13 protein-coding genes and 2 pseudogenes are annotated in these 13,261 nt (G+C 66.5%); 6 read left to right on the top strand and 9 right to left on the bottom strand.

Annotated features, from left to right (window positions below):
• Window positions 1-127: 127 nt before the first annotated feature.
• Window positions 128-1,534 carry a hypothetical protein gene (locus tag ABZ194_RS29295; protein WP_355600255.1) on the bottom strand — a complete coding sequence of 469 codons (1,407 nt, stop codon included), beginning with the start codon at window positions 1,532-1,534 and terminating at the stop codon, window positions 128-130.
• Between the two features lie 562 nt (window positions 1,535-2,096).
• On the opposite strand from ABZ194_RS29295, the gene ABZ194_RS29300 reads away from it, so the two are divergent.
• Entirely contained in the window at window positions 2,097-2,387 is a 291-nt protein-coding gene (locus tag ABZ194_RS29300; protein ID WP_355600256.1) for a winged helix-turn-helix domain-containing protein, read from the top strand.
• Window positions 2,388-2,927: 540 nt separating this feature from the next.
• On the opposite strand, the pseudogene ABZ194_RS29305 reads toward ABZ194_RS29300, so the two are convergent.
• Window positions 2,928-3,852 (bottom strand): annotated as a pseudogene (locus ABZ194_RS29305) (ADP-ribosylglycohydrolase family protein).
• A gap of 420 nt (window positions 3,853-4,272) precedes the next feature.
• Here ABZ194_RS29305 and ABZ194_RS29310 point away from each other — a divergent pair.
• Window positions 4,273-5,412 carry an NAD(P)/FAD-dependent oxidoreductase gene (locus tag ABZ194_RS29310; RefSeq protein WP_355600257.1) on the top strand — a complete coding sequence of 380 codons (1,140 nt, stop codon included), beginning with the start codon at window positions 4,273-4,275 and terminating at the stop codon, window positions 5,410-5,412.
• Window positions 5,413-5,761: 349 nt separating this feature from the next.
• On the opposite strand, the gene ABZ194_RS29315 is transcribed toward ABZ194_RS29310, so the two are convergent.
• From ABZ194_RS29315 to ABZ194_RS29330, 4 genes are all read right to left on the bottom strand, one after another.
• Window positions 5,762-6,235: a hypothetical protein gene (locus ABZ194_RS29315; RefSeq protein ID WP_355600258.1), complete on the bottom strand. Its 474-nt coding sequence runs from the start codon at window positions 6,233-6,235 to the stop codon at window positions 5,762-5,764.
• Entirely contained in the window at window positions 6,232-6,618 is a 387-nt protein-coding gene (locus ABZ194_RS29320; protein WP_355600259.1) for a helix-turn-helix transcriptional regulator, read from the bottom strand. Before ABZ194_RS29320 ends, ABZ194_RS29315 begins: the two co-directional genes overlap by 4 nt.
• A complete protein-coding gene (locus ABZ194_RS29325; RefSeq protein ID WP_355600260.1) occupies window positions 6,605-7,003 on the bottom strand; it encodes a hypothetical protein in 399 nt (132 codons plus the stop codon). Before ABZ194_RS29325 ends, ABZ194_RS29320 begins: the two co-directional genes overlap by 14 nt.
• A gap of 456 nt (window positions 7,004-7,459) precedes the next feature.
• Window positions 7,460-8,059 carry a DUF2249 domain-containing protein gene (locus ABZ194_RS29330; RefSeq protein WP_355600261.1) on the bottom strand — a complete coding sequence of 200 codons (600 nt, stop codon included), beginning with the start codon at window positions 8,057-8,059 and terminating at the stop codon, window positions 7,460-7,462.
• Window positions 8,060-8,114: 55 nt separating this feature from the next.
• Between ABZ194_RS29330 and fdxA the strand changes: the two genes are divergently transcribed.
• From fdxA to ABZ194_RS29350, 4 genes are read left to right on the top strand one after another with little or no spacing between them, the layout of a single operon-like run.
• Complete coding sequence (fdxA, locus tag ABZ194_RS29335) at window positions 8,115-8,459, top strand: ferredoxin (RefSeq protein ID WP_355600262.1); 345 nt, start codon at window positions 8,115-8,117, stop codon at window positions 8,457-8,459.
• A 7-nt stretch (window positions 8,460-8,466) separates the two neighbouring features.
• Complete coding sequence (locus ABZ194_RS29340) at window positions 8,467-9,204, top strand: helix-turn-helix domain-containing protein (RefSeq protein ID WP_355600263.1); 738 nt, start codon at window positions 8,467-8,469, stop codon at window positions 9,202-9,204.
• 58 nt (window positions 9,205-9,262) lie between these two features.
• On the top strand, window positions 9,263-9,688 hold the full coding sequence (locus ABZ194_RS29345; protein WP_355600264.1) for a hypothetical protein: 426 nt from the start codon (window positions 9,263-9,265) through the stop codon (window positions 9,686-9,688).
• Window positions 9,689-9,734: 46 nt separating this feature from the next.
• Complete coding sequence (locus ABZ194_RS29350; protein WP_355600265.1) at window positions 9,735-10,157, top strand: cupin domain-containing protein; 423 nt, start codon at window positions 9,735-9,737, stop codon at window positions 10,155-10,157.
• Between the two features lie 129 nt (window positions 10,158-10,286).
• On the opposite strand, the gene ABZ194_RS29355 is transcribed toward ABZ194_RS29350, so the two are convergent.
• From ABZ194_RS29355 to ABZ194_RS29365, 3 genes and pseudogenes are all read right to left on the bottom strand, one after another.
• Entirely contained in the window at window positions 10,287-11,525 is a 1,239-nt protein-coding gene (locus ABZ194_RS29355; protein WP_355600266.1) for an AI-2E family transporter, read from the bottom strand.
• A 148-nt stretch (window positions 11,526-11,673) separates the two neighbouring features.
• A complete protein-coding gene (locus ABZ194_RS29360; RefSeq protein ID WP_355600267.1) occupies window positions 11,674-12,888 on the bottom strand; it encodes a hypothetical protein in 1,215 nt (404 codons plus the stop codon).
• Between the two features lie 111 nt (window positions 12,889-12,999).
• A pseudogene (locus ABZ194_RS29365) lies at window positions 13,000-13,261 on the bottom strand (phospholipid carrier-dependent glycosyltransferase); the annotation flags it as partial.

Here is a 13,261-nt window from a genome sequence, read left to right on the forward strand (position 1 = left end):
CCGGATACCTCATAACTCCGGCATACCGAACGCGAGGTCATCCAACGGTCATAAACCGCCGTCGGTGATCTAACTCCTGAGCTTCAACCTCAGTAGTTTGATCCGTATGATCTCTTCTTGGTTATATTTATGGGCGCAGCTTTGAAGAGCTTGCAATAAGAACCTTCTGGGCTAGGAAGTGCACTAGATCTATATCGGATCCTAGGTGATCGGCCTCTTCTGAGAATGGTAGGAGCATCTCTGAATACTTCTCGCCTCCATCCCCTTTTGAATGCACGATGCGGCAACGCAATTCATAGATGCGGCTTGCTGCTTGATCGCGAAGATCTTGATCGTTTTTTAGATTAATATGGGGAACTTCGCTAATCTGGTTGCTGGTGAAATGTTCTAGCCTGCCAGGCACTTCGTTCATGAACTCTTGGATGCGCTCTGGTGGTGTGCATGCGCGGATTGTTGCTTTGAGCTGATCCCGTTCCTTCCCTTGAAATTTCCCACCTTGTCCTGCTAGCGAAATGATTTTCGATATATGCCTGTCATCCTCTCTTTCGAATCGAGGGTCACGCAGCTCTTGCCGGATCTTCTCTAGTGCTTCTCGCTGGCTGTATGTTGGAAAGTGGTACTCGAGAACCTGGTAAAACGCTAGGAACTCAAGCAGGGGCATTCCTCGTGCTGAGCGACCATACCAATATAGACTTAGGGGTCGCTGAAGGTAATCGTTCTCAGGGCTCTTCGGGAGCTCTGTTGAAGGGGTCACTCGCCGCCTACGGCCACGAGGATTTCCAGCGAGGCGAGCTTTTCGAAGATTTACGGCAATTCCGTATCTTAGGTCTATCTCAAAAAGGGTGGCGCCCGATATTCGATTGAGTATATCGAGTAAGTCATCATGGCGAGAGCTCGATACTCCTCCAATCTTTATCGTGACTCGCCGCCCGCCAAAGCTATCAGAGAATGCACTGAACCGAAGGCTGCTGGTGCCGATTGAAACCTTCCAAGGGCGCCTCTGGGTGTTCTGGAATTCTAGATTCCATTCGTCCCCATCTTCTAGATATATGCGCTTGGCAAAGTATTCCTTCTTGTTGAGTGCTGGCTCTTCCGAGTCGAGGTCCGTGTCAAATACGTGCGTCAGGCCTCTCTGTATTTCCACGCCAGGCAATTCATGGAGAGATGGAGGGCCCGGAAATCGAACGAGTGGGTAAACGGAGGCTTCGATGATTCCCTCATCGGAGTAGTAGAATGCATCATAATCTCCGATTGCCTTTACTGTGGAGACGTTGAATAGGAGATAGTTTTGAGCTTTCTCGCGTGATAGTGTGCGCCATCTTTTCTGTTGTCCGTTGGGTATGCCTACTCTTGGTTGGATGTTTTCAAGTTCAAGGGGTTGCCCTTCGGGTTCAATGGAGCGCCACTCGAAAGCTATCCTTGACTTGAGGCAAACTTCCTCAAGTCGGACAAAGGGGTCGTTGGGTGGCAATTGTGACTTAAGGTGGATTATTGCTGCCTCGGTCTCGCTTTTGGCTGCCTCGTTCTTGCCCATGTAATGACTATATGGGCTGCTGCTTGTATAGGTGTAGGGCTAAAGATTCACTGGGTAAGTGATTGCTTCAGTACATCTACTCCCGTGTGAGCCGCCCTTGGCGGGTGGGCGGGGCGGCGTCTCGGTCTTGCCGTCGACGATCTCATTGCAGTCCCAGGCTGGGGGAGGGTGATGTGCGAGTCATAGTCATTGTGCGGACCTGGCTTAGCGACCCTGAATGTAGTTAAGTGGTCAGCGTGCTTGTCCCAGCAGTAGGAGGGTCCAGGCTTCCTGGGTGCGTTTGCTGAGCCAGCGGTCTGTCTCGTGGACGACAGCCTTGCCTGACCTCATGGTGGTGCGGCGGATGAACATCAGGCCGCCGGAAGTGCAGAGTTCGTAGCTCGGGGCCTGGCACATGCAGGTGTGCTCTCGCACGCGCACGTGGTCGGACCGAGCGGCCGGGGCTCGCCAGACAAGCTTTTCGTGATCAGACACGAGTGGCCCCACGTGAATGCCGTGGTAAGCCCGAGTCATGAGCTGACCTTACGTCTATCTTGTCTACCTCGTCTACCACGTTGCCCATATGAGCAGCGTTCGAGACGTGCGTAACGTCGCGCTCGTGGAAGTCGATAGGTTCGATCCGACGCCGATCTACCAGCAGGTGGCGGCGATCATCCGGGAGCGGATCAAGAGCGGCGGGCTACAGCCGCGCGACCGGATACCGTCCGAGTCGGAGATGGTCCGGGATCACGGCGTCGCGCGTGACACCGCTCGTCAGGCCGTTGCCATGCTGCGCGAGGAGGGATGGGTGATCACCCTGCCGCAGCGCGGGAGCTTCGTGGCCGACAAGGAGAAGTGGCCGGCGGAGGACTGAGCGCGAAGCCGAGGGAGAGGCGGGGAGTACCACCCCGGCCTAGCTGGTGGTTCGGGCCGTCTGGGGCACGGCCAGGCCCTCAGGACTGAGTGACCAACTGAGTGACAACGGCCGTGGACGCAGCCGGACGACCATGGACCATAGGGGACTGTTTCCCCGATGTTAGAGCACGTCGACCATGGTCCCGGAGCCGGTTACTTGGCTTCGCATCGAAGGGGTCAGGGGTTCGAATCCCCTCATCTCCACAAGACGAAAGGCCCGACTCCAGATCATGGAACCGGGCCTTTTCGCTGTTCAGAGCTTGATTTACAACGGGAAAAGTGAACAGGTCGGGGGTGGGCCTGGCGAGGCTGAGCCGTCCGGGGCCGGCCGTTCGTCACCGGCCGCCACGGGCCGGGGTCACGTCCGATCCGCGAGAGGGCGGTAGAGGCGGCCTTTTTCGATGACTGGTGTGCGGGCACTGGCGGAGGGACCCCTCGATAATCAGAGGCGGTCCTTTGGTCTTCTGAGTCACCGTCCGTCGTTCGGAGTCGTCACTGATCAATGCCGCTCTACCAGCGCGTGAGCGAGGTCAAGCAGATGTGGAAGGTGCAGGATCCGGCCGCCGCCTCCGGGAAGGGGGACATGGAGCGGTTCCGTCCAGCGGGCCGGGATCGCGGTCAGTCCGTAGAAGGCGCCGGCCAGGCCGCCGGTGACCGCGGCGACGGTGTCGGTGTCGCCACCCAGGTCGATCGCGGTACGGATTGTCCTCGTAGCTACGGGTGGTGCGCAGGGCCCATACGGCGGAGCCGAGGCAGGGCCAGACGGCGCCGTTGACCTCAGTGGCCTGACCGGGATGCCAGTCAGGGGCCAGTATGGCGGCGTATCGCTCGCGGTGGCCGGGGTGGACGGCGGCGAGGGTCTGCGAGAGCTCCCCCAGGGGGTCCGCGCCGCTCAGGGCGAGGCGCACCAGATCGTGAAAGATCGCCGTTCCTTCCCCGGCTGCGGGGTCGCCGTGGGTGAGAGCGGAGATGCGGCGGGCGGCGTTCATGGTGGCCTGTCGCCCGTGGGCGGCGAAGTAGACCGCGGAAGGGGTGGCCCGCATCAGTGAGCCGTTTCCGGCGGCGCGGTGGCCGGCGCGGTAATGAGCGGTGGCGGCCTGGTCCCAGGGCAGGCCGCGGATGAGAACGTCCCGGGTCTGCAGGCCGATGTCCTTGGGGTCGTCGGCCGCCCAGCGTTGGAAGCGGGTAAAGACGTCGGGCAGGTCCAGGCCGCCGTGTTCCAGCAGAGACTCAGCCACGTGGACGGCCATCTGAGTGTCGTCGGTGGCCTCCCCGGCGTCCCAGCCACCGCCCCCGCACATCTCGGCTCCGGCACCAGGTGCCGGGAAGCGGGCGGAGAACGCGCCCGCTGGACCGAACTCGAAAGGCGCGCCCAGCGCGTCACCCACTGCCGAACCGACGACTGCCCCGGCGACACGCTCCATGTGATCCACAGCGGCAGGCTATCGAACCGCCACGGCATGGAAGCTCCGTGACCGACAGGCGGAACCGGCCCGAGGAGGGCTGATGAGAGTCGGCGAAAAGTCAGCGGACTCGCTGACATGGGGACGTGGCCGAGATCACCAGACGGCATTGGCGTGGTACGTGACGGCACCAGACGACATCCGGCGAGCAGGCCCGGTGCGTCCCACCGGGGTTCGCATCGAAGGGGTCAGGGGTTCGAAATCTCCTCATCTCCACCAATTCGGCTCGTGCGGCGGCCGTGGCGGAGGGCGCTGGTTCTGCGGTCGCCTCTCGGCAGAGGGGCGATCCACGGTCTTGAGTGTGGCGACGGTGTGGAGGTATGGGGCAGGTAGCGTGCAAACCACCGTGGGGATGAGGCATCGCCCCTACCGTCGCGAGGTATGCAGACAGTGGATGTACTGGTCGTGGGTGCGGGACTGGCCGGCCTGCGCACAGCCCGCCTGCTCGCGCGACGGGAACTGAACGTGATGGTGGTCGACCGTCGCAGGTCACTGTCGACGGGCATCCGCACGACAGGGATCTTCGTGCGCCGCACCCTCGACGACTTCGATGTGCCGGATCACCTGCTCGGGCCGGGTGTTCGGGACGTGCTGCTGTATCCGCCGTCGCGGCGGGCACCGATCCGGCTCACCAGCGACCGGGACGAGTACCGCGTGGCCGACATGGCGGCCGTCTACCAGCACGCGCACCGCGCGGCGGAGTCGGCCGGGGCGCGGGTCTTCTTGGGCGTACGGTATGTCGACGCGTCGATGGGTTTTGTGCGGTTCGCGGGTGCGGAACCGGTGACGGCCCGGTTCATCGTCGGCGCGGACGGTGCCCGCTCCCGAGTGGCCCGTGATCTCGGCCTTGATGTCAACCGGCGCTTCCTCGTCGGTGCCGAGATCGTCCACCCGATCGCGTCGGGCACGACCACCCCGGCGTTCCACTGCGTGCTGGACCCCCGGATCGCTCCGGGGTACCTGGGATGGGTCATCGACGACGGCCGGCACGCGCATGTCGGCGTCGCGGGATATCCGAACGCGATGCGCGCCGGCGTCCGCCACCTGCTGGACGATTTCATCGCGGACGCGCCCGGCGGTACACCGCCGGCCGGGCCGGTCGAGCGCCGGGGTGGTCCGATTCCGGTCGGCGGTGTGCTGCGGCGGTTGGCGTGCCCCGCCGGTCTGCTCGTCGGAGACGCGGCGGGCGCGGTGTCGCCGCTGACGGCCGGCGGGTTGGACCCTTGCTTACGCATGTCCGAACTGGCCGCGGCGGTCACCGCCGGGTACCTGCGTACCGGCGACCGGCGCGTGCTGAGCCGGTACGACGGGGACGCGTTGCGGACTCGGTTCCGAGGCCGGCTGTTGCTGCGCCGCGTGTTCGCCGGCATCCGATCCCCTGCGGCGGCAGAGGCGGCGGTGGCTGCGTTACGCGGTCGTGCCGGTCGTGCCTTGGCGGCGCGGATCCTGTTCGGCGACGGCTCGTTTCCCGAGGTCGACCCATGGCTAGCCGACCTGGCGATCGACCACCTTCACCGGTAACGCCGACCGGCTCGCCTGTGACAGAGCGGGCGCGGGCGCACAGAGCTCTGCGCGGTGGCCGGCGATCTCCTGAAGCCGTGGAGACCTTTCCATGCGGCGATGAGCTGTTGGTGCCTCGGCCTGGCGGCCCGCCGGACGTTTGGCATCACGGCGGCCTCATCAGGTGACGTGAGGCCACCGTGGCTGTGTGGGCCGGTTCAATCAGCGGGAAGCCTCGTTCTTTCGGAAGACGAGGCTTTTTGTGTTGTTCCGGGCCGTGGTTCGCCCGCCGGAGCCGAGGCTGGTCGCTCGGTTTCCGTGTGGCAAAGCTTCCGCCCGACCGGGCGAGGGGCCTCCGTCGATTGGATGTTTACACGTCCGCCAGTGTTTCGCTGGTTGACAGTTCAGCCAGCTCGTGTGCCGTCAGCGGCTGAAGGCCGAACGACGGGTAACCCATCTGCGTGGTCATCATGTGCACGAAAGCGCGCGCGTACGGGTGGACTGTGAGGGTGGATGAGACCGCGCCGAGCATGTCCAGTTCTTCGCGGGAGAAGCACACCTCTGGGGGAGTCTTGTAATCGACCACGTATGTCACCTCCACCTTCCAGCAGAGCTCCTCCCCGCCGCTCCTGGACAAGCGGTTGGCGACGACGGTGTACGCCACTCGCATGGCGATGCTTTCGGCTGTCTGATCAGGTGTGACTTCAATGCCCATCTGTACGGTCAGCTGACCGGTTTTGAGCGGTAGGCCCACTTCTGAGTTTGATCGTTCGAGGCGGATGTTGGAGAGCCCCAGCTGGGCTTCCACCCGTGTCGCGGAAGCCGCGATCTCTTCGGGAGTCATGCCGCTGTGCTCGCCTGCCTGACCACATGAAGTCTTGCGCCCGTTGAGGTGTAGCGGACCTCGGGTTCGCAGACCTTCTCTTCCTGCATCTGCAGGGACAGAGAGCGGACCGCCTCCGGGGGAGCGTTGTGGTCGCAGTGGCCGAGTACGACCTTGAAGCCGAGGGCGTCCATCATTCCGGCCAGCGTCCGCAGGGTGAGGTTGCGTGCGCCGGCGAGACGTTGTGTGATCTCGGAGGGGCGCACATCCAGGCGTCGGGCCAGTTCCTGCCGGGTGATGCCTCGCGTTTGGATGGCTTCCGCGACCAGCTCCGTGGCTGCGAGGAGGAGTTCCTCCTCGGCGAACAGTCGGCGGGTCTCGGGTGTGTCGTCAAACCAGCTCATCGTCACTCCCTTCTCCGAAGATTGTTCGTGCTCGCTTCACTTGTCTTTTTACGCCTCGGATCTCGCCTGGTTTGGTGCTTCCGTGGGTGGCGTACCAGACGCTGCCCTGACGGATGCCGTACAGCCGCAGAGGGCGGGGACTGTGCACCTTCCACTCCGCGACATGGGGATCTTTGCTGTCGAGGAGCCGGAGCCTCTCCTGGCTGAGCAGCACTCCCATCGCGAACTGACGCTGAAACAACGTCTTGAACGCCTGCCGAGCCCGTGGCTCGATGCCTTCGAGGAAGTGGAACGCGGGGAGGGAGCCGTCCAATAGTCTCACCGCCATCACCTTCCCATGAGCGCCGGCGTACAGCTCGAAAGGCCCGGCGCCAGTTTCAGTCATAGCTTAAGTTCACCACAAGATGGTTTGCTCCTTGGGAAGGAAGAACTGACTTAAACGAGACTTCCACCTGCGGCCGGGCCACCCCGATTCGCTGGTATGACCAGGCAGAACCGTCACCTTACATACCAATCATGATCAAAATTTGAACTTTGCGAAACTCTCGGGACAGCCCCCACTTCGTCTCGCTGATCGAGATGGCTTCGGCCTCCTGCCCCGCGCTGTCGGCGGCGCGTGCGCGCCGGGCCCCGCGGACCAGGCGAGCCCGGTCTTGGAGCGGGCGCGCCGGCGGGTGGTGGCCGGCCTCACCCGGTGGGGGTTCATGAACTCGCCCGAGCCGCTCGACGATGGCCACCAGGTCCCCGCTGTCCGGAAACCGGCGCGGTGCCTCGGCCTCTGGCGGTTCGTCGTAACGGTCGGGGCCTCCGGGCGGAACGCGGTGTGCTGTTCGCCGTCGGTTCAGGGCCGGTCGGCGATGTCGAGGACCAGGGACCGGCGTCGCTGGTGGACGGTGAGGTAGGTCAGGCCGCTCGCCCCGGTGGTGAAGCGGCGCTGGGAGAGCCGGGGAAGCCAGACGAGCGCTCCGGGGCGCAGGGAAAGCGTGTCCAGTTCGGTGTCCAGTCGGCCGTCCCCGCTGAGCACGAGGAGAAGGACGTCGAGGTCGGGCCCCTTGTGCGTCTCGACGGCGGTGCCGGGCCGCAGGTGGACGATGTTGGAGTCGAGGTCGCGCCCGCTCATCTGGAGTTTCCACACCGCCCCCGCCGCGTCGGAGGCGTGGGTGCCGGCGGCGACGGCGTGGGCGTCGGTGAGGATCCGCGGCAGCGGGGTGGAGGCGAGTTTGCCGATCCGGATCCGCCAGACGTCGGGCCCCTTGTCGAGGTAGTCCCAGCTGTGGTCGCCCGGATGATCGAGCTCGAACTCCTGTCGCAGGTGTTTCGGATCGTGGTTGTTGACCAGCACGAAGGCCTCGCCGACGGCGAGGCCGTCGAACTCCTGGAAGATCCGGGGGTGCTTGTCGGGCTTGCGTAGCGGCCGTACGTCGAGCTCCTGGTCGGGCATGGCGTTCCTCTCGTCGGGTCTATTTATACAAGCCGTTTTTGTATAAACTCAAGCCATGACATACGTGATCGGGCTTCCCTGCGTGGACGTCAAGGACCGGGCGTGCGTGGAGGAGTGCCCGGTCGACTGCATCTACGAGGGCGGGCGGAGCCTGTACATCCACCCGGACGAGTGCGTGGACTGCGGTGCCTGCGAGCCGGTCTGTCCGGTCGAGGCGATTTACTACGAGGACGATCTCCCGGTCGCGCTGGGTGCCTATCTGGCCGACAACGAGCGCTTCTTCACCGAGACCCTCCCCGGCCGGGACACGCCTCTGGGGTCGCCCGGCGGTGCGGCCAAGCTGGGTGCGCTGAGTGCCGACACGGCGATGGTCGCGGCCCTGCCGCCGCAGGGGGCGTGAGCCGGCCGTGGCCGAGCGGCGGCGGAAACCCCGTGGAGGCGACGACGTCCCGGGCGGCGCGACGCCGGCACGGGCCGCCGAACGTCCCACGGTGCCGGCGACCGGCCGCCGGCGGCTCATCTTGACGATGCTCCGCCGATCCGAGACCCCCCTCGGGGTGGCCGACATCGCCGAGCGGCTCGGGGTCCACCCCAACACGGTGCGGTTCCATCTCGACGCCCTGGCCGACACGGGCCAGGTCGAGCGGGTGCACACCGCGTCGGCCGGCCCCGGCCGTCCACCGCTGCTGTTCCGGGCGAGGCCGGGGATGGACCGCGGCGGGCCGCGTAACTACCGCCTGCTGGCCGAGATCCTGGCCGGCGGTCTGGCCGCCGACCCGGACCCCGCCACCAGGGCGACCGAGGCCGGCCGGGTGTGGGGCGGCCTCCTGGTCGATCAGTCGGCTCCGCCGGTCGCCCTCACCCGGGAGCAGGCGGTGCGCAGGCTGGTGAGCCTGCTCGACGACCTCGGGTTCGCGCCCGAGGAACGATCGGCCGATGGTGATCACAGGCAGATCGGGTTGCGGCACTGCCCGTTCCTCGAACTGGTCGCCACCCGGGCCCAGGTGATCTGCCCGCTGCACCTCGGGCTCATGCAGGGGGCGATGACGGCGCTCGGCGCGCGGGTGACGGTGGGCCGGCTCGACCCGTTCGCCGAGCCCGATCTGTGCCTCGCGCACCTCACGGCGGCGGGCGGTACGAGATGACCGGTCACGCGGGCCGGCGGGCCCGTGGAGAGACCGTCCGGAGAGAGAGGACCTGGAGATGACCCCCGCATCGGCCGTTGCCGTGGGTGTGACGTTCGTGTGGCTCGGGATGGTAATGGCCGTCTCGTTCCTGGAGACACCGTTGAAGTTCCGCGCGCCCGGAGTGGACCTGCGCATCGGGCTCGGGATCGGCCGGCTGGTCTTCCGTGCCCTCAACAGCGTCGAAGCCGTTCTCGCCGCGGTGCTCATCATCATGATCACCGTCGGCGGAGTACCCGCCGGGACCGTGGTCGCCGCCGTCGTCGCGGTCGCGGTCCTGGCGGTGCAACTCGGCGCGGTCCGGCCACGCCTGACCCGGCGCTCCGACCGCGTCCTCGCCGGTGAGGACGTTCCGCGATCAAGGGGCCACCACGCCTACGTGGCCTTCGAGATCGCCAAGGTCGCGGCCCTGCTCGCCACCGGCGTCCTGCTGCTGGCGGCCTGACCTCCTCCCCGCCGGGGAGGGCGGGGGCTCCACCCAAGAAATTTCGATGAACCGACCGACACCGAAAGGCATCACCATGGAGTCGATCTCCCTGAGTTCGCTGGCGAACGAGCACCTGACCACAGCGCGACAGGCCAGGAGCGGACGGAGCGCCCACACCGTCCACGGCGGGCACCGGCACTCCTTGCGTCAGACGCTGCTCGCACTCGCCGCCGGACGAGGTCTCGACGATCACGAGAGTCCCGGCGAGGCCACCCTGCAGGTGCTACACGGACGCGTACGCCTCGCGACCGGCCACGACGCCTGGGAGGGGGCGGCCGGTGAATATCTCGTCATACCGCCGGAACGGCACAACCTGACCGCGATCGACGACTCCGTCGTCCTGCTCACCGTGGCCGTACATCCCGGCCCGGCGGCCGGAGACGACGAGCCTCCCAAGGCCGAGGAGGCGCACAGCCCGTCACGCTGAGCGGTGCGCCGCCCCCCGGTCCGGCGAAGCGGGAGCCCGCCCCCGGCTCGTTCGCCCGGTGGCGGTGGCGGGCCGGCCCCGGGAACTCCTCGCGCCTCCTGGCGGCCTGATGCCACATCCGTTTGCGGGTCAGGCCCGTTCCTGGCGGGGCATGACCACCTCGCGGACGATGAGCAGGACCGCGGCGACCAGCGGGATGCCCAGCAGGGCGCCCACCACGCCCAGCAGGGCGCCGCCGAGCAGGGCGCCGACGATCGTGGCGAGCGGCGGGACGTCCACCGAGCTCTTCATCACGCTCGGAGCGATCCAGTAGTTCTCGATCTGCTGATAGACGGTGAAGAAGATCACACAGACGATGCCGACGGTGGGGGAGACGAAGAATCCGACGATGGAGGCGGCTCCGGCGCCGATGAAGGCGCCGACCATGGGGATCAGGTCGGTCAGGGCCACGATCAGGGCGAGGGCCAGGGCGTAGGGGACCTCCATCAGGACCAGGAAGAAGAAGGTCGTCACTCCGGCGATCAGCGAGACGATCAGGTTTCCCGCGACGTAGCCGCCGATGCTGTCGATGATCTGGTCGCCGAGCAGCCCGGCCCGGGTCCTGCGGGACCGGGGGATGAGGCGGTAGGTCATCTTCTTGAGCGAGTTCAGCGAGCCCAGGAAGTAGAGCGTCAGCACCAGCACGGTCAGCGCGTTGAAGACCGCCCCGATCAGCACCTGGCCGAAGCCGAGTACGCCGCCGAACATCTGGGTGCCGAAGTCGCCGCTCGTCACATACCGCTGGAGCTTCTCCAGGAGCTGGAAACGCTGGTCCAGGTCGCGGATCAGCGGGTTGTTCTGCAGCTCCTGGACGTACTGCGGGATCCTCTCCACGAAGTCGGTCGACTGGGCGGTGAGCGGCGGCACCACGGCCAGGCCGAAGACGGCGAAGACCGCGATGACGCCGAGGAAGACCACGGTGATCGCGACAAGGCGGGAGAGGCCAAGTCGTTGCAGACCCTCGACCCCGGGGTTCAGGCCGATGGCCAGGAAGAGCGAGACGACGATGAGGATCAGCACCGAACTCGCGCTCGCCACGGCCTGCACCAGCCACCAGGCGGTGAGCACGCCGAGGGCGGCGGTGAAGCCGAACACGAACGGATTGCCGCGCATCGACCGGCCCGGCGTGCCGAAGGGCAGGTCGGGAGGGGGCGCGCCGGTCCGAGGGGTGCCGGGCGGGGGTACGGGGCCGGCTGAGGTGAGGATCGGCTCGGACGACGAGGGAGGCGGTTCCGGCGAGGGAGGCGGTTCCGGTGTGGGAGGCGGTTCCGGCGCGCCGGCGCGGTCGGGGGAGGGGGCGGCGCGGTTGGGGGAGAGGGGCTCGGACACGCCTGGGCACTGCCCCTTATGGGACGAAACAATCTGTCTTCAGCAGATAGTGAAATATCCGGATTTAAGTGATGGTGGGGCTTCTGTCAGCTTCCGGCTCCGGCTCGGGCGCGGGCTCGGCCTCCGGCTCGACGGTGGTCCGGTGGGCTCAGGTCAGGTTGACGTACTGGCGGGGGCGCAACGCGTGGTTTCGCAGGGCGGCCAGGGCGGCCGAGCGGCCCGCCGGGGTGAGCCCGCCGGCCACCCGGAGGCCGAACGCGTCCAGGCGCCGTCCCAGCTCGGTCAGTGAGGCGTCGACCTCGGAGGTCTGCCACTCCTCGCAGTCGATCACCGCGGTGACCCGGTCGCGGTCGGCCGGCGAGCCGTCGGCCAGCAGCATCAGCGCCACCTCCCTGGCGGACGCCCTGAACTCGTGCTCCCCCGACGCCGGGGCCAGCAGCGCGGCGGCCGCGGTCTCCCAGAGCAGGTCGGGGTCTTCGAGCAGGCGCTCCCCGGTCGCGGTGGTCACCAGCCGTCTGCCCGCGCGGCGCAGCGCGCCCATCTGCCCCTGGGCCACCTCCCGGACCGCCGCCAGTTCGGCGGCGCTCCAGGTGCTCTCCGCGAGCACCGAGCGGGCGAGGTTGTGCCGCTGGGTCAGCGGGATGCCGCCAGGGCGGCGCCCTATCCGCAGCAGCCACCGCAGCGCCTCCAGGTGATCCTCGGCCGGGGCCGGGATCGGGGCGTGCAGGCGCACCTCGAAGGGCTGGGCCAGCTCCCGCCAGGCGGTACCCCGGCCGAGCACCCAGCGGTTGAGCCGCTCCCCCTGCACCCGGTGGAGCCAGTTGTCCCCGCCCAGCTCAGGGCGGGGAGTGGTGAGCCAGAGCCTGGTCAGCGTGGTCCGCTCGGGTGAGTCCTGGCGGAGCTCCCCCGAGACGATGGCGAGCTCCAGGGCGGCGGAGCAGGCGCCGTGCGCGCCCAGCTCCTCGGGACCCATGATCGAGCTCCACCGGAGCTCCGGCACGTCGGGCGGGAGCACTCCGGTGGCGTTCAGCGCGCTCTGGTAGGCGGCCATCCCGGCGTCCTCGCCGGAGCGGGTGTAGACGCGCAGGATCCGCGCGGTCGTGGCGGAGAGGCAGATCGCGGCGTAGCGTTCCAACCCGCCCAGCCGTAACAGGCTGCCCAGCGCGCGGGCGATCGCGGTACGGTCGCCGCCGACCTTGGTCGGCAGGGTGTACCAGAGGAACTCGCACACGTTGAGCTCGGTGATCGTCTCCAGCGGTTCGCCGCCGGTCAACCAGTCGATCGCGCTCCGGGCGTGCTCGGCGCAGTCTGGCTCCGATCGCTCCAGCTCGGAGAGGAGCGCGGCCACGTCCGGTGCAGGCATGCTTCGAAGTCTGCCGTATACGGGCCTGCTCTGACGATGAACGTGACGTAATGGATCGTGCACGTCGCCTACCCTAAGAAATCAATGCTAAGCAGCTCATATGCCCAACGGTCAGATCCAGCCTTTTTTGAAGAGCATGCGGGAGCTCCAGTCCGCGTAGGGGATGATCTCGGCGCTGAGCACGGGGTAGAGCCACCAGAAGTTGACGAGCGCGAGCAGTGTGAAGGCGCCCACCACCGAGGCGCCGGTGATCCGCCTCCGCAGCGTGGCGTCGGCGGGGCCGATGATCAGTCCGGCGGCGAGGACGATGGCCAAGATCATGAACGGGACCATGGCGACGGCGTAGAACATGAACATGGTGCGGTTGTCGGCG

Origin of the sequence: Streptosporangium sp. NPDC006007, assembly GCF_040614315.1 — a bacterium.
In the GTDB taxonomy this organism is placed as follows: domain Bacteria; phylum Actinomycetota; class Actinomycetes; order Streptosporangiales; family Streptosporangiaceae; genus Streptosporangium.